Genomic DNA, 15,866 nt, shown 5'->3' on the forward strand with positions numbered 1-15,866 from the left:
ACTCATGCCTGCATCTCTTTTTTCAGGAAGGCTTCAAACATCAGCAGGGTCCAGATCGGCGCGCTGTAATCGCGCCGGCCGGACAGGTGCTGCTCCACCAGTTCGCGCAGGTAGTCCTGGTTGAACATGCCGGTATCGGCCAGGGTCGGGCCCAGCAAGGCTTGCTGCACGCGCTCGCGCAGCGGGCCGCGGAACCAGGCCGCCAGCGGTACCGCAAAACCCTGCTTGCGGCGGTACAGGATATCGTGCGGCAGGTATTTCTCCATCGACTTCTTGAAGATGTACTTGCCCTCGCTGCCGTTCAGCTTCATCTCCGGCGGCAGGCCGGAAATCCACTCGACCAGCTTGTGGTCCAGCAGCGGCACCCGCACCTCCAGCGCATGCGCCATCGACGCGCGGTCGACCTTGGTCAGGATATCGCCCGGCAGGTAGGTTTTCATGTCCAGGTACTGGATCATCGACAGCGGGTCGTCGGTCGGCGAGCGGGCGGCGTGGCCGCGCATCACCTCGATCGCGCCGTAGCCTTGCAGCGCGGCCTTGAATTTCGCCGAGAACAGGCGCGCGCGCATGGCGTCCGACATGATCGAGACGCCGTGGAAATAGCCCTCCACCAGGTCGCGCGAAAGCGCTTCGAAGGTGGTCTTGGCGCGGAACATGCGCGGCGCCCAGTCGGCCTTCGGATAGACCCGGCCCAGGGTGCCGAACACCGGCTTGCGCAGCGCCTGCGGAATGCGCCCGCGCACGCTCTGCTCCGCCATCGCATAGCGGTAGCGGCGGTAGCCGGCCAGGTTCTCGTCGCCGCCGTCGCCCGACAGCGCGACGGTGACGCGCTTGCGCGCCAGCTGGCACACGCGGTAGGTCGGGATCGCCGAGCTGTCGGCATACGGTTCGTCGTACAGGTGGGCCAGGGTGTCGAGCAGGCCGTAGTCGTCGGTGTCGACGGTTTCCACGAAATGGTCGGTCTTATACAGCTGGGCCACCTGCTGCGCATATTCCGATTCGTCGAAGGCCTTGTCCTTGAAGGCGATCGAGCAGGTATGCACGGCGCCTTCGTCCAGCCCGGCCATCATGGCCACCACGGCGGAGGAATCGACGCCGCCGGAGAGGAAAGCGCCCAGCGGCACCTCCGCCACCAGGCGGATCTTGACCGCTTCGCGCAGGCGCTCCACCAGCTCGCCCTGGGCGTCGCTTTCGGTCATTTTCTCGTGCAGCTTGAACGGCACGTCCCAGAACTGCTGTGGCGCCGCCAGCGGCGCGCCGACTTTCTGCGTCAGGCGGAAGCCGGGCGAGAGCTTGAGCGCGCCGCGGTAGATGGTCTTCGGCTCCGGCACGTAGCCGTAGGCGAAATAATCCTCCACCGCCTGCGGGTCGATCTCGCGCGGCAGCGAAGGATGCATGCGCAGCGCCTTCAGTTCCGAACTGAAGGCGAACCAGCCGTCCGGCGTCATGGCGTAGTACAGCGGCTTGACGCCCAGGCGGTCGCGCGCCAGGAACATCACCTGCTTGTTGCGGTCCCACAGGCCGATGGCGAACATGCCGCGGAAGTGGTGCACGCAATCTTCGCCCCACTGTTCCCAGGCGTGCACGATCACTTCGGTGTCGCTCCTGGTCTTGAAGGTGTGGCCCAGCTCTTTGAGCTGCGCGGTCAGCTCGCGGTAATTGTAGATTTCGCCGTTGTAGCAGACCATGACGCTGCCGTCCTCGTTGCCGAGCGGCTGCTGGCCCATGGCGATGTCGATCACCGACAGGCGGCGGTGGCCGAAGCCCACGCCCGGTTCGATGTAGGTGTCGCCTTCGTCAGGCCCGCGGTGGTGCTGGGTGTCGTTCATGCGGCGCAGCAGCGCCTCGTCCACCGCGCGCCCGCCGCGCGCATCCATGATCCCTGTTATTCCGCACATGATGGTACTGGCTTTCTGATTTTGAGCTTGCGTTCGCACAAGCTGTCGTACATGTCCTGGTAGCCGGCCACCATGGCCTGCATGCTGTATTTGCGCAGCACCCGCTCGCGGCCCGCCTGGCCGTGGCGGCGCGCCAGCGCCGGTGCTTCCACATAGTGCTTCAGTGCGGCGGCCATGGCCGGCGCATTGGACGGCGGCACCAGCTGGCCGGTGACGCCGTTCTCGATCACTTCCGGAATGCCGCCCACGCGCGTGCCGACCACCGGCAGGCCGCTGGCCATCGCTTCCAGCGCCGAGCCGGGCGTGCCCTCGGCAATCGAGGACATCACGAACACGTCGAAGCTGCGCAGGATGTCCGGCACGTCGTTGCGCGCGCCCGGCAGCCATACCGCGTCGGCAATGCCGGCTGCCGCGGCCTTGTCGCGCAGCTTTTGCAGCAGCGGGCCGTCGCCGACCACCGCCAGGCGCAGGCGCTCCCGCTGCTGCGGCAGCAACTCGCGCAGCAGCAGGAAGGCATCCATCAGGGTGGCATGGTCTTTCACGTCCTGCACCCGGCCGACGGCGCCGATCACGATCTCGCCGCCGTTGAAGAAAGGCCGCGCCTCGCGCTCGCCGCGCACGCGGAAGCGCTCGGCGTCGATGCCGTTGGCCAGCATGCGGCTCTTGGCCGGCGGCACCCCGATCACGTCGCGGTTCCACTGCTCCATGGCGGCCGAATTGGCATAGCACACGTCGTAGAACGGCAGCATCAGGCGGCGCAGGAAATTGTGCTTGCGGTTGCTGCCGTCCGGATCGGTATGGTCGCGGCCATGGGCGCCGTTGACGCGCACCGGCACCCCGGCCAGCAGCGCCGCCGGCGCATATTCGATGGCCGAAAAATTATAGGTGTGCAGCACGGCCGGCTGCAGCGCGCGCAGCAGGCGCCACAGCACGCCGTGCGTGGCCAGCGACAGGCCGGGTTGCTTGCCCAGCGTGTGCACGGCAACACCGGCCTTGTTGATGCGCTTGACGAAGTCCGGGTTGACGCGCGTCAGGCATACGATGGCATGGCGGTAGCGCTCCGCCGGCATGCGGTTGATGCGTTCGACCATGAGGTTTTCCATGCCGCCAAAATCAAGCGCATACGTCAGGTGGACGATGAGAGGAATGTCGTTCATGGCCAGGAATCAGGGTCGCCGCGTGCGGGCCAGGGCCTGGTCCAGCGGAACGAGGTTGCTATCGAGGAAGGCACGCATGGCGGCACGCGCCACGGCGGGGTCTTCATCGTAAGGCGAGAATACCATCACGGCCGCACCGTCGCCGTTGCCGGACAGGAGTTTGCCCTTGATCTGTAACAATTTGCCAACATAATTACTGCTGGTCATGCTGCCGTTGACCCAGTACCACTGCCACACCAGCAGGCGCCGGCCTTCGCCGCCCAGCATCGCCTCGCGCACGGCCATATGGCGCCCGCCGAAATGCTCGTCGCGCAGGTCGGCGCTGTTTTCGCGGAACTCGCTCTTGCCGGGGCTGAAGCGGTTGCTCGTGCTGACCAGTTTGGGGCCGCCCGGCACGTCGCGGTAGAACAGCACCGTCAAGCCGACCGGGTGGCTGCCGCCGAAGTACTGGCGCAGCGCGCTGCTGGCCGGGGCGTAGTCGGGCTGCCAGGCGGTGAAGCGCTGGCCAGGCGCGGTGGGCGAATCGAGCACCAGCCGGGCTTGCGGCAGGAGCGGCGCGGGCTGGTCGGCGCGCGCTGCCAGCGCCGGCCACACCAGCAACACCGCCAGCACCGCGGCAGCGCCGCCGGCCAGCGCGCGCCATGGCAGCGGCTGCAGCGGGCCGGCACTGGCCGGCGCTTCGGCGCCGGCCGGGCCGTCTTCGCGCCAGAAGCTGCCGACCCAGAACAGCAGCAGCATCACGATGCCGAAGAATACCCAGCCGTAAATCAGGTGGTCGACGCCAACGGCTACCGTCATGTCGCTCAGGTGGCCCATCATTACGATCATGTAGGCGCGCACGCCGTTGGCAAGCAGCGGCACCACGATCGAGGCCAGCACGAAAGCGACGCGGCGCCACATGGTGCGATAGCTCAGGTAGGCGAACAGGCAGCCCAGCGTGATCGAGGAGATCAGGTAGCGCAAGCCGCTGCAGGCATCCACCACCGACCAGTTGCCGCTGGGGATGGAGAAGCTGTTACCGTCGCGCAGGACCGGGATGCCGGTCAGGCGCAGCGCATCGATGGTGAAGTTGGCGGTCAGGTCGATCAGCGGCGGGATCAGGCTTTCGCCTACCGGCACCGCAAACAGGATAAAGGCCAGCGGGAACAGCAGCGCGCCGGCAACGCGCCGGCCCAGCACGGCCAGCACGGTCAGCGGCAGCATGGCCGCCAGGGCGTACTGGCGCACGATGCCGACATCGGCCAGGTCGGCCAGCAGCCAGGCGGCGCCGCAGCCGGCCAGCAGCAGCATGGCCGGCCAGCATGGCTGCAGCGGCAGCTGCTGCAGCACTGCCCGCTGGCGCCACACCAGCCACAAGCTGAGCGGCAGGATCAGGAAGCCGTGCGCAAAGGTTTCCGAGCGCTCCCAGATCTCGGCCACGCTGAGCGCGGTCTTATGGAATACCAGCAGCGGCAGCAGCATGACCAGTGCCACCAGCAGCGCATTGCGGGCGGCAGCTACAGGGCCGGGCGCCGCGCCGGGGGCTGCGGCCGGGCCGGTGGAAGGGACGGTATTCATGCCGGGTTCCAAAGGGCTGGGGCTGCGCCAGCTGGCTGCGCAACCGGGGTTTCGATCATATGGTCCAGCGGCGCCAGCCGGGCATCCCAGCTGTAGGCCGCAAGCACGCGCGCACGGGCAGCCTGGCCCAGCGATGCCAGCGCGGCCGGCGGCCCGGCCAGGGCGGCGCCGGCCGCGGCGATCCATTGCTGCGGCCCGTCGGCCAGCAGCAGCTCGCGGCCGCTGCCGGCATCAATGCCTTCCAGCGCCTGCGGCGTGACCAGCACGGCTTTTGCCATCGCCATCGCTTCCAGCACCTTGTTCTGGATGCCGCGCGCGATGCGCAGCGGCGCCACCGACAGCGTGGCATGCGCAACATAAGGCCGCACGTCCGGCACGGTGCCGGTCACCGTGATGCCCGGTTGCGCAGCCAGCGCCTGCACTTCGGCCGCCGGGCGGGCGCCGACAATCACGAAGCGCACGGCCGGGTCGCGCGCGCGCAGCGCCGGCAGCACTTCGGCCGCGAACCATTGCACGGCATCGACGTTGGGCCAATAATCCATGGCGCCGCAGAACACCAGCGCCTTGTCGCCGGGAGCATATGGATTGGCCAGTTCGCCCGGCGCGAAATAGGACGTGTCGACGCCGTTGCTGAACCAGCCGGTGCGGGCCGCGCTCTCCGGCGCCAGGGTGCGGAACAGTTCCGCTTCCGGCGCCGAGACGAACAGCGCGGCGTCGAAAGCGGCGGCAATCCGCCGCTCATAGCGCAGCAGGCGGCTGGCTTCGTAGCCGAACAGCGCGCTGGCGGGCCAGGGCTTGCGCCCGGCGTACTGGCGCCATTTGTCGGAGTCGACATCACAGAAATCGATGACGCGCCTTGCCTGCGGCCAGGCTTCGGCATATTGCGCCATGGGCGAGGAAAACACCACGATGCGGTCGATGCCGTGCTGCTGCATGGCCTGGTTGACCCAGCCCTGCAGGCCGGCGTCGCGGTAGTAGTCGTAGGACAGCGAGCGGTTGCGCAGCACGGCGCCCAGGCTGCGCACGCGCGCCGCGCGCGGCGACAGCGCGGCAAAATGCGAGGAGGCGCACAGCGCCTGCACCGCCGCCACATGCTGCCAGTCGTCCGGATCGTCGACGAAGGTGGCCAGGTGCACGCGATAGCGCTGCGCCAGGTGCTTGAGCAAATGCCAGGAGCGGATCTTGTCGCCCTTGTTGGGCGGATAGGGCATGCGATGCACCAGCAGCAGCAGGTCTTCCACGATTTACCCCAGGTTCTTGACGATGAAAGGGCCGAGCGCATTGGCCAGCGGCAGCGGCATTGCCTTCCACAGCTTGATGAAGAGTTGGTATTTCGGGTTCAGCGGGTTCACGTCCGGCAGCGCGTCGGCGGCGAACAGCTGGTATTCGTAAGGCAGCGGCTGCGCCGTGAAACCCCAGTTCTTCTTGAAGTCGAAGGCGCCGGTGCCTTTCTTGCTGCGGCCGAAATCGAACATGCGGTAGCCGTTGGCGGCGGACGCCTGCATCAGGTTCCAGTACATGAAGTCATTGCCGGCCACCTCGCGCGCCAGGTCCATGCCGCCGCCGTAGTAAGGCAGCACTTCGTCGCGGAAGAAGAAGCTCAGCACGCCGGCCACCAGCTTGCCGTCCTGCGTGATGACGCGCACCTCGCAATCGTCGCGGAAGGTCTGCTTCAGCAGGGCGAAGTATTTTTTCGGGAACACCGGGGTGCCCAGCCGGTGCACGCTGTGCGCGTAAGCGCTGAACATGCGGTCGACATTGTCGTCCACCTCGCCCTGCAGGCCCAGCTTGATACCCTTGCGTACCATCGCGCGCTGCTTGCGCGGGATGGCGTTCAGATTCTCTTCGTCGTCGCCGCTGATCGCCTTGCGGAAGGTGTAGTACAGGTCCTTGCCCTGCCATTTCGCGTCGCCCGGGTGGGCCGGCGCGTAGTTGCGGTACTCAAGGTGGCCGACGCCCAGCGCAGCGGCCAGTTCTTCGGCGGCTTTGTCCAGCAGCCGGCGCGCAGTATCGGTGATGGCAGCGACGCCGCCGTACACGCAGAACGGCAGCGCGGCCAGGTAGTGGCCGAACATGCGGCTTTTCATCCGGGCCAGCGGCAGCACGCCGGTGATCACGCCGCCTTCTTCCACATAGAAGAACCAGGTCGGGTGGCCGTAGCATTGTTCGATCACGGTTTGCCAGCCGCTGCGGTGGAAGAAGGTCGCGTCGGGGCAGGTCTGGACGAAGGCGTCCCAGCGCGCGCGCTCGTCGGCGCCGCTGCCGAGCAGCTGCACCAGAACCGGCAAGCCGCTGTCAGGCACCCGTGCCTGGCACCCGTCCGGGGCAGTCGCGCTGTCCGGCTCCGGCCCCTGGGCCTGGCCCGGGCCTGGCGGTTTCCCGGCAGCGACCGCCAGCGCAGTGGCCGCTTCCGCTTCCGCCTTGGCGCGTGCCGCGCGGCGTTCCGCCGCCGCTTCGATAATCGACGTCATGGCTGCCCCAGGAAAATGCGGTCCATGCGATCCCACGCGAAATCGCGCGTCAGAGCCCTGATGCGCGACTCCATGCGGTGCAGGTTGACGTAATGGCGGAAGCGCGTCTTCAGTCCCAGCCCTGCCGGGCGCGGCTGGCCCGGATCGAGCTCCCACGGGTGGCAGTAGAAGATGGCCGGCTGGCCATCTGCCTTGTTCACGCGCCGCATCATGCCGCGCGACAGCGCATACGGCAGCAGGCGGAAATAGCCGCCGCCGCCGGCCGGCAGGTTGCGCTGGCCCACGCGCACCGTGGTGATCGGCACTTCCAGCAGGCCCTGCTCGCCGTTCGGGTGGAAGGCGAAGCGCGGCGCATCCGGCATGCCGTAATGGTCGTGCGCAATCGGGTAGATCGAAGAACTGTAGCGGTAGCCCGCTTCCTGCAGCACGTCGAGCGCCCACAGGTTGGCCGGGCCGATCGAGAAGCTCGGTGCGCGGTAGCCCAGCACCTGCTGGCCGCCGATGTCTTCCAGGATCCGCTTGCTGCTGGAGATATCGTCCATGAACTGCGCGCGCGACTGGTCGGATGCGCGCAGGTGGCCGTAGCCGTGGCTGGCCAGCTCATGGCCGCCGGCCACGATGCGGCGCACCATGTCCGGATAGCGCTCGGCGATCCAGCCCAGCGTGAAGAAAGTGCCCTTGGCCTTGCCCTCGTCCAGGATGGCCAGCACGCGCTCGATATTGGCCTCCACCCGGCACTCGCGCTGCGGCCAGCTTTCGCGGCTGATGTGCGGCGCGAACGCCGACACCTGGAAGTAGTCTTCCACGTCGATGGTCATCGCATTGCGAACGGCCGCGCCCATGCTCAGCCCCGCGCCTTCAGCCAGTCCAGCACGATGGCGGCGATGCGCTCGGCGGCGCGGCCGTCCCAGAAGTGCGGGATGCGGCCGGCCTTGCCGGCGCCGGCCAGCTGCGCCTCATAGGCCGCCAGGATGTGCGCCGGGTCGTTGCCGGCAATGGTGTTGGTGCCTTCGTCGACCGTGATCGGGCGCTCGGTGTTGTGGCGCAGCGTGATGCACGGCGTGCCCAGCGCAGTGGTCTCTTCCTGGATGCCGCCGGAATCGGTCAGCACCACGCGCGCATCCTTCATCAGGCCCAGCATCTCCAGGTAGCCCATCGGCGGCAGCAGCAGCACTTCCGGCCGGTCCAGCAGGTGGCTCAGGCCGAACTTCTCGATGGTGGCGCGGGTGCGCGGGTGGACCGGGAAGATCACCGGCGTGCGCTCGGAGATTTTGGCGGCCGTTTCCAGCAGGCCTTGCAGCACAGCCCTGTCGTCCACATTCGATGGGCGGTGCAGTGTCAGCACGGCGTATTCGCCCTGGCCGGCCTTGAAGTCGGGGCGCCCGGCATCGGCCGCGATGCGCGGCGCCGGGACGGCGCGCGCCAGGTTGGCGCGCAGGGTATCGATCATCACGTTGCCGACGAAGTGCACGCGCCCGCCGGCGATGCCTTCCTTGGCCAGGTTGTCGGCGCCGCTCTCCTCGGTGGTGAACAGCAGGTCGGACAGCTGGTCGGTCAGCAGGCGGTTGATTTCTTCCGGCATGGCGCGGTCGAAGCTGCGCAGGCCCGCTTCCACGTGGATCACCGGCACGCCCTTCTTGGCCGCCACCAGCGCGCAGGCGATGGTGGAGTTGACATCGCCCACCACCAGCACGGCAGCCGGCCGCACTTCATCCATGGCCGGCTCGAAGCGCTTCATCACGTCGGCGGTCTGCTGGGCATGGCTGCCGGAACCGACTTCCAGGTTGATGTCCGGGCTGGGGATGCCCAGCGCGTCGAAATACTGCTGGTTCATGGCCACGTCGTAGTGCTGGCCGGTGTGCACCAGCAGCGCCTCGACCTGCGGCTTCAGTTGGGCGAAGGCGGCCATGATGGGCGCCATCTTCATGAAATTCGGGCGCGCGCCGACGACGCACAGGATACGGAAGGCACTCATTCGTTGCTGTCCTGGTGGATGTTGTAAGACGAAGGCGAACGCACGATCTTCTTCAGGATCGACAGCACCGACGCCAGGGATTTCTCGACGCGCATCATGCGTTCGTCCAGCACCGCCGGGTACGGGCTGCCGAACGCCAGGTCGGCGCCGCCGGCGGCGTGCGGCGCGCCAATAGCGCCATCGGCGGGCGCCGCCTCGGGCGGCGGCGGCTGGAATTCCTGCGCGATATCGCGGATCACCGTGTCGACGTCGCTATCGGTGAACTCCTGCATCTCTTCCAGGAAGCCCATCAGCAGCAGGCGGTCCATCAGGTGGTTGGTCTTGCGCGGGATGCCGCCGGTGTACTGGAACACGGCAGCATAGGCGGCCGGCGTCAGGTGCGGGTTGCCGCGCCAGCCGACGGTGCGCATGCGGTGCTCGATATAGGCATTGCTTTCGCTGCTGTCCATCGGGCCCAGGTGGTAGGTCGCGATCACGCGCTGGCGCAGCTGCGACATGCCGGGGCTGTGCAGGGTGGCGCGGAATTCCGGCTGGCCCAGCAGGAAAGTCTGCAGCAGCGATTTCTCGTCGGTCTGGAAATTGGACAGCATGCGCAATTCTTCCACCACTTTCGGTGTCAGGTTCTGCGCTTCGTCAACCACCAGCAGGGCGCGCCGGCCGTCCTGTTCGCACTGGCGCAGGAAGACTTCCAGGCGCCCCAGCAGGGTGGTCTTGCTGGCCGTGTCCTCGCAAGGCAGGCCGAAGCCGCCCACCACGCCGCGCAGCACGTCGTCGGAATTGAGGTGGGTGTTGACCAGGTGGCAGGTGATGATCTTGTCCGACGCAATCTGGTTGAACAGGTTGCGCACCAGCGTGGTCTTGCCGGCCCCGACTTCGCCGGTGATGACGATGAAGCCCTCGCCCTGCGACAGGCCGTACTCCAGGTAAGCCATGGCCCGTTTATGGCCTTTGCTGCCGAAGAAGAAATGCGGGTCGGGCCGCAGGCGGAAGGGCTTGTCGCTGAGCCCGTAATAGCTTTCGTACATGAGAAGGCCTTGATGCTTAGAATCTCGTTGTCAATGTCGCGGACACGGCATTTTCCGTGTATTTCTGGCCGCCCAGCCCGAGCGAACCGCGCACGTGGCGCAGCTCCACCATGCCGGTGGTACGCTGGGTATACGTGCGCGACAGGTTGAGGCGCACGTCGCGATGGTTGCTGCCGCGCGCATCGCTCAACGATTTGACATTCATGGCATTGCCGATCAGGGTTGCCACGGTTTGCGCCCCGGGCCGGTAACTGATGCTGGCCATGGCGCCGATCTGCTCGGTATTGTCGTTCAGGGTGGCCAGCGAGCTGCCCAGCAGCACGCTGTCGACCTGTTGGCTCGACAGCATTTGGCGCTTGTTCTTGAACATGCTGACCGTTGTCGTGGTGCGCGCCAGCTGCCATGCCATGCCGGCGTTCAGCTGCTTGTTCAGCGAATAGCGGTTGCTCAGGAAGTTGACGCTGGTGGCCAGCGAACGCGGCAACCCGGCCGACTGGATATAGGCCTGTACCACGGCAGCGCGCAGCAGTGCGTCCGGCACCTGGGCGCGGAACAGGTTGTCCAGCATGGCAGCGGTATCGATCGCCTGCGGCAGCACGAACTGGCTGCGGGTCGAACTGACGGAATCGCTGTAGCTGATGTTCCACACGGTGCCGCGGCTGCGGTGCTGCAGCGCCAGGCTGTAGCTGGGGCCATAGAAGCGGTGGCCGGCGGTGGCCTGCAGCGAGGTGCGCGCGGACGGCGTCCATTGCAGCGAACCGCCATAGGCCGCGCCGGACTGGGCGCCGCCTACGCTGCTGAAATCAAAACTGTCGTAACCGCCGTACATGCCGAGATTGAGCTGGGGCGTGGCCGCGTAGCGCAGGTTGACGTTGGCGGCCTTGGAACTGGTGCTTTGCTGGCGCTCGCCGCCGCCGGCAACCGGCAACTGCTCGTCGAACACCGAGCGCGACGCCGTGGCATCCCAGCCAAAACGGCGGAACGTCGGCCCACTGGTCAGCTGGGCGCTGATGGTGTCGCCATCGCTGCGGCGCATGCCGGCGTTGTCGGTGCTGACCGAGTCGCGCGTGTAGCGCAACTGGCCGTTGGCAAACGCGCCGAAGCGGTGCACCAGGTAGGGGCTGATGCGGTAGGTGCGCACCTCGGTGCGGTTGGTGCTCACATAATCGTTGCCGGCTTGCTGCGGGCCAAAGGCCGAGGTGGCTTGCTGGTGGATGCCGGCCTGGGCGTCGAGGTACAGCAAGTCGTCCAGCAGGCGCGACTTGAGCAAGCCATTCAGGTTCTGGTTGTGGCGCTGGGCGCCATTGCGGCGCGCGCCGGCATATTCGTACAGGTTCAGCGAATAGTCGAGGCTGAAGTCGAAGCGCTGTGAATGGTTGAGCAACTGGAAGCCTGGCGTGAGCTGCAGCACCCAGCCGCTCTCGGCCCGCTCATCCGTCTGCAGGCCGACGTTATCGGAATACGTGGCGCGCGCCGCGGCGCTGGGCGTGAAATCCCACGCGGCATGCGCCGGAAAGGCCAGTGCCAGGCCTGCTGCCAGCGGCAGCAGGGCCAGCCCATGGCGCTTAGCCATAGTGATAATCATAGGTTTCGGTACCCGGGAATTCACGCGACTTGTTGTAGATCAGGTTGACGTTGCTCAAGCCTTCCAGCTGGCGCAGCGACTCCTTGACCGCATGCTGGGTGGTGCGTTCCGACTCCACCACCATGACGATCTGGCCCATATTCGAGGCCAGCACATGCGATTCGGACGTCAGCAGCAGCGGCGGCGAATCGAAGATCACGATACGGTCCGGGTAGCGGTTCGCGATCTCGTTCACCAGGTTTTTCATCATGTGCGACGCCAGCAGCTCGGTCGCCCGCGGCGAGCTGGTGCCGGCCGGCAGGATCGACAGCGTATTGACGTTGGTGCGCAGCATGACGTCGGCCATGTCGACATTGTCGTCCAGCAGGATGTCCATCAGGCCGCGCTGGGCCGGCAGGCCGAGCGTGCGCAGCACCGATGGACGCGCCACGTCGGCGTCGACCAGCAGCACGGTATGGTCCAGTTCCATGGCAATGCTCATGGCCAGGTTGATGGCGCAGAAAGTCTTGCCTTCGCCCGGCAGCGAACTGGTAATCATGATCAGGTTGCCCGGGTTGTCGCCCGGCTTGCGGGCGGCGAAAGCGCGCTTGATCAGCGGGCGCTTGATGATGCGGAAGTCTTCCACCAGGGCGGTGCGGCCGCCGGCGGCCGTCACCAGGCCGGATTCATGCATGCGCATCAGGTCCAGTTCCACCACATGGGTGGTGCGGCGGCTGGCGTCGCCGTGCGGCTGCAGGGTGGCCAGCGTCGGTACCACGGGCGAAGGCGCCGCGGGGGCGGCAGCCGCAGCAGCTGCGGCCGCAAATGCTGCTTCGGCTACCGGAGCCGCGGCCGGTGCCTGGGGAATGGTGGCCTCGGCAGTGGCGTCGGCAGGACGCGCTTGTCCGAGGCGATTGGCGGCTTTTTCAATAATGCTCACTTGATGGACTCCCTGGGTGTTGCGCAGCTCAGGCGGCGCGCAGCAAGGTAATGGTGAGGACACCGCCAAACGCGGTCAGCAGCGAGGCCACGGCCAAGCCAAAGACATACACCCGGCGCCGGCGCGACGAGCGCTGCTGCTCGGTCCAGTTCATGCCGATGGTGCCGAGGATCGGCACGCCGGTCACTTCGCGCAAGCTGTGCTGGCTGAGGAAGGTCGGCCGGACTTGGCTCATCAGGAACGCACTGCCCAGGCCGGACAGCAGGGAGGCCACGAAGACGATCGAATAGTAGCGCGCGCGGTTCGGGCCGACCGGGGTTTGCGGCACGATCGGCGGGTCGATCACCCGGAAGCTCATCATGTCCGTGGCCGAACTGAGGTCGCCGGACAGCTTGGCCGATTCACGGCGCTGCACCAGCTTTTCATAATTTTCCTTGTTGATCGCGTAGTCGCGGTTGAGCTGGGCCAGTTGCGCCTCCACTTCCGGCGCTGCCGTGCTCTGCGAGCGCATGCGCTCCATGCGCGACGAATATTCGCCGACGCGGGCCTTGAGCGACGCCACGCGCGCTTCTTCCACCGACAGCGCCACGTTCATCTGCTGCAGCATCGGGCTGTAGCCGGCGCCCGGGTCGCCGCTCTTGGCGGCCTTCTTCGCCTCTTCCTTCTTGCGCTGCTGCAGGTTGGCAATCAGGCGCTTGGCGGAAATGATGTCCGGATGCTCTTCGGTGTACTGCATGCGCAGGCCGTCGAGCTGCTTTTCCAGCGTCGAGATGCGGCCGTCGATTTCCGGGTTGGCGATATTGGTCGCATCGGCCGCCGGCGCCATGTCTTCCCCGGCGATCTGGCGCTTGATGGCATTGCGCGCCTGTTCCGCTTCCAGCAATTCCAGGCGCGCCTGGTTCAGCTTTTCCGACAGGTCGCCCAGGTTGCTCGAATAGTCGGTGCCCTGGCGCGGCAGCAGCCCCATATGGCGGATCTTGAATTCCTTCAGCGAATTTTCGCCGGCCGCCAGGCGCTCTTCATACATCTTGATCTGGTCGTCGATGAATTGCACGGCCTTTTCCGAGTCCTGCTTCTTGCCGCCGAACGAGCCTTCGACGAAGATGGTCAGCAGCGCCTGCACCACTTCCTTGCCCAGCTTGGGATTCTCGTTGTTGTAGGAGATGGTGTAGATGTCGTCGCGCTCGGTGCCGGTGACCTTGATCGCCGTCATCAGTTCGTCGACCTGCTTTTCTTTCTCCTTGCTGTCCTTGGCCTTGATGTCCAGGTCGACCATGCGCAGCACGCGCTCCACATTGGGGCGGCTGATCAGGGTGCGGCGCATGAACATCACCTGCTGCTCCACGTTGGGGGTGGTGGTCATGCCCGCCATCAGCGGCTTGAGGATGCTCTGGGTATCGACGTAGACCCGGGCCGAGGCCTGGTAATCGCTGGGCAGGCGGTATACCACGGCCCAGCCGACCAGGGCCACCAGCCAGGCAATGGCAACGGCATACCAGCGGTATTTCCCGATTGCTTTAAGAAAGGTCAACAGCAATGCCAAAATTTCTGCCATCTCGATCACTCATCCCTGGTTAGGCAGGCAAACTGTCGCAAATGCCTACATCTAATATTGCCTAAATAACATCTAATCTCTATCATACAGCAGAACGCGCTGGCTGTTACTATTAATTTATGTCTGTTGCGCACTGCTGACGAAAAGAATTTAACATTTCCACATGGAAATTCACCACTTTGGAGGCTGCATGGCTAAGCTGATTTCACTTTTCCTGGCGGCCTGCCTGGGCTGCGCCGGCCCGCTGGCCGCGGCGGCGCCGCTGACGCGCACCATCGCTGCGGTCAAGCCCAGCGTGGTCGGCATCGGCACCTTCAACCGCACCCGCAGTCCCGCCATCGTATTCCATGCCACCGGCTTTGTGGTGGGCGATGGACTGTCGGTGATCACCAACGCCCACGCGGTGACAGCGCTCGATTCGGAAAAGCTGGAAACCCTGGGCATCGTCACCGGCAAGGGCGACCAGCTGCAGTTCCGCGAAGCCAGCGTGGTCACCATCGACCGCGTGCACGACCTGGTGCACTTGCGCCTGGCTGGCGCGCCGCTGCCGGCGCTGGCCCTGGGCAGCAGCGAGATGCTGGAGGAAGGCAATGAGCTGGCCTTTACCGGCTACCCGCTGGGCATCCTGCTGGGCCTGAACCCGGTCACCCACCGCGCCCTGCTGGCGGCGCAGACGCCGGCCATCCTGCCGACGCCGACTTCGCGCGGCCTCAACCCGCGCGCCGTGCTGCAGCTGCAGCGTGGCGCGCCGTTCACGATTTACCAGCTCGACGGTACAGCCTACCCCAGCAATAGCGGCAGCCCCGTGTATGATCCGGAAACCGGCAGCGTGGTGGCCGTGATCAATATGACCCTGGTCAAGGGCACCAAGGAAAGTGCGATCACCGCCCCCAGCGGCATCAGCTACGCCATCCCGGTGCGCCATGTGCTGGAACTGCTGCAGCAGGGCGGCGCACAAAAATAGCAAGATAAAATGGCAAGACTCGTGGTATAACAGGCAATGCTAAAAAGCAAACAAGGAGAATAATGTGAATACACAAACCAAGCTGGCCCGCGTGCTTGCCGCGAGCGCCGTGATCCTGGGTGCACTGGGCCTGGGCGGCTGCGCCACGTCCCACAGCGGCGCCCCGGCCGATGCCGGCGTCGTGCCGCAGACCGATTACCTGATCGGCCCGGGCGACAACCTGAGCATCATCGTCTGGCGCAACCCGGAAGTATCGCAAGTGGTGCCGGTGCGCCCGGACGGCAAGATCACCACCCCGCTGGTGGAAGACTTGCCAGCCAGCGGCAAGACCTCGACCGAACTGGCGCGCGATATTGAAAAGGCGCTGGCCAAATTCATCCAGCAGCCGGTGGTCACCGTCATCGTCACCGGCTTTGTCGGCACCTATGGCGAGCAGATCCGCGTGATCGGCCAGGCCGCCAAGCCGCAGTCGCTGCCTTACCGCCGCGACATGTCGATCCTGGATGTGATGATTGCCGTCGGCGGCGTCACCGAATTTGCAGCCGGCAACAAGGCCAGCATCATCCGCATGGTCGACGGCAAACAGCAGCAATTCAACGTGCGCTTGAACGACCTGATCAAGGATGGCGATATTTCCGCCAATGTGCCGATGCGGCCGGGCGATATCCTGGTGGTGCCGGAGAGCTTCTTCTAAACTGGAAGTACCAATTCGATAGTTTCCTGCAGGTGTCGAGAATTCTTACAGTTCAAGATATCATTA

Annotated in this window: 13 protein-coding genes; 2 read left to right on the top strand and 11 right to left on the bottom strand. The window is 65.8% G+C overall.

The window, feature by feature from the left end:
• Positions 1-2: 2 nt before the first annotated feature.
• From ASD07_RS06510 to ASD07_RS06560, 11 genes are read right to left on the bottom strand one after another with little or no spacing between them, the layout of a single operon-like run.
• Entirely contained in the window at positions 3-1,898 is a 1,896-nt protein-coding gene (locus ASD07_RS06510) for an XrtA/PEP-CTERM system amidotransferase (protein ID WP_055926918.1), read from the bottom strand.
• Positions 1,886-3,055, bottom strand: coding sequence for a TIGR03088 family PEP-CTERM/XrtA system glycosyltransferase (locus ASD07_RS06515; RefSeq protein ID WP_055926920.1), 1,170 nt, complete (start codon positions 3,053-3,055; stop codon positions 1,886-1,888). Before ASD07_RS06515 ends, ASD07_RS06510 begins: the two co-directional genes overlap by 13 nt.
• Before the next feature lie 9 nt (positions 3,056-3,064).
• Positions 3,065-4,612 (bottom strand): exosortase A, encoded by a 1,548-nt coding sequence (gene xrtA, locus ASD07_RS06520; RefSeq protein WP_082507167.1) that lies wholly within the window; start codon positions 4,610-4,612, stop codon positions 3,065-3,067.
• Positions 4,609-5,853, bottom strand: coding sequence for a TIGR03087 family PEP-CTERM/XrtA system glycosyltransferase (locus tag ASD07_RS06525; RefSeq protein WP_055926922.1), 1,245 nt, complete (start codon positions 5,851-5,853; stop codon positions 4,609-4,611). Before ASD07_RS06525 ends, xrtA begins: the two co-directional genes overlap by 4 nt.
• Positions 5,854-5,856: 3 nt before the next feature.
• Positions 5,857-7,083 (bottom strand): FemAB family XrtA/PEP-CTERM system-associated protein, encoded by a 1,227-nt coding sequence (locus ASD07_RS06530; protein ID WP_082507168.1) that lies wholly within the window; start codon positions 7,081-7,083, stop codon positions 5,857-5,859.
• Positions 7,080-7,925: an XrtA system polysaccharide deacetylase gene (locus ASD07_RS06535; RefSeq protein WP_055926924.1), complete on the bottom strand. Its 846-nt coding sequence runs from the start codon at positions 7,923-7,925 to the stop codon at positions 7,080-7,082. Before ASD07_RS06535 ends, ASD07_RS06530 begins: the two co-directional genes overlap by 4 nt.
• A gap of 2 nt (positions 7,926-7,927) precedes the next feature.
• On the bottom strand, positions 7,928-9,058 hold the full coding sequence (wecB, locus tag ASD07_RS06540; protein WP_055926926.1) for a non-hydrolyzing UDP-N-acetylglucosamine 2-epimerase: 1,131 nt from the start codon (positions 9,056-9,058) through the stop codon (positions 7,928-7,930).
• Positions 9,055-10,083 carry an XrtA/PEP-CTERM system-associated ATPase gene (locus ASD07_RS06545; protein ID WP_055926928.1) on the bottom strand — a complete coding sequence of 343 codons (1,029 nt, stop codon included), beginning with the start codon at positions 10,081-10,083 and terminating at the stop codon, positions 9,055-9,057. Before ASD07_RS06545 ends, wecB begins: the two co-directional genes overlap by 4 nt.
• Before the next feature lie 16 nt (positions 10,084-10,099).
• Positions 10,100-11,656 carry a TIGR03016 family PEP-CTERM system-associated outer membrane protein gene (locus ASD07_RS06550; RefSeq protein ID WP_055926929.1) on the bottom strand — a complete coding sequence of 519 codons (1,557 nt, stop codon included), beginning with the start codon at positions 11,654-11,656 and terminating at the stop codon, positions 10,100-10,102.
• Entirely contained in the window at positions 11,649-12,587 is a 939-nt protein-coding gene (locus ASD07_RS06555) for an XrtA-associated tyrosine autokinase (RefSeq protein WP_055926931.1), read from the bottom strand. Before ASD07_RS06555 ends, ASD07_RS06550 begins: the two co-directional genes overlap by 8 nt.
• 28 nt (positions 12,588-12,615) lie before the next feature.
• Positions 12,616-14,142: an XrtA system polysaccharide chain length determinant gene (locus ASD07_RS06560; protein WP_055926933.1), complete on the bottom strand. Its 1,527-nt coding sequence runs from the start codon at positions 14,140-14,142 to the stop codon at positions 12,616-12,618.
• 190 nt (positions 14,143-14,332) lie between these two features.
• Here ASD07_RS06560 and ASD07_RS06565 point away from each other — a divergent pair, with 190 nt between their 5' ends.
• Both ASD07_RS06565 and ASD07_RS06570 read left to right on the top strand, forming a co-directional pair.
• Positions 14,333-15,106, top strand: coding sequence for a serine protease (locus tag ASD07_RS06565; protein ID WP_055926935.1), 774 nt, complete (start codon positions 14,333-14,335; stop codon positions 15,104-15,106).
• A gap of 64 nt (positions 15,107-15,170) precedes the next feature.
• Complete coding sequence (locus tag ASD07_RS06570; RefSeq protein WP_055926937.1) at positions 15,171-15,800, top strand: XrtA/PEP-CTERM system exopolysaccharide export protein; 630 nt, start codon at positions 15,171-15,173, stop codon at positions 15,798-15,800.
• Positions 15,801-15,866: the final 66 nt, after the last annotated feature.

The organism is Duganella sp. Root336D2 (genome assembly GCF_001425005.1).
GTDB lineage: Bacteria > Pseudomonadota > Gammaproteobacteria > Burkholderiales > Burkholderiaceae_D > Rugamonas.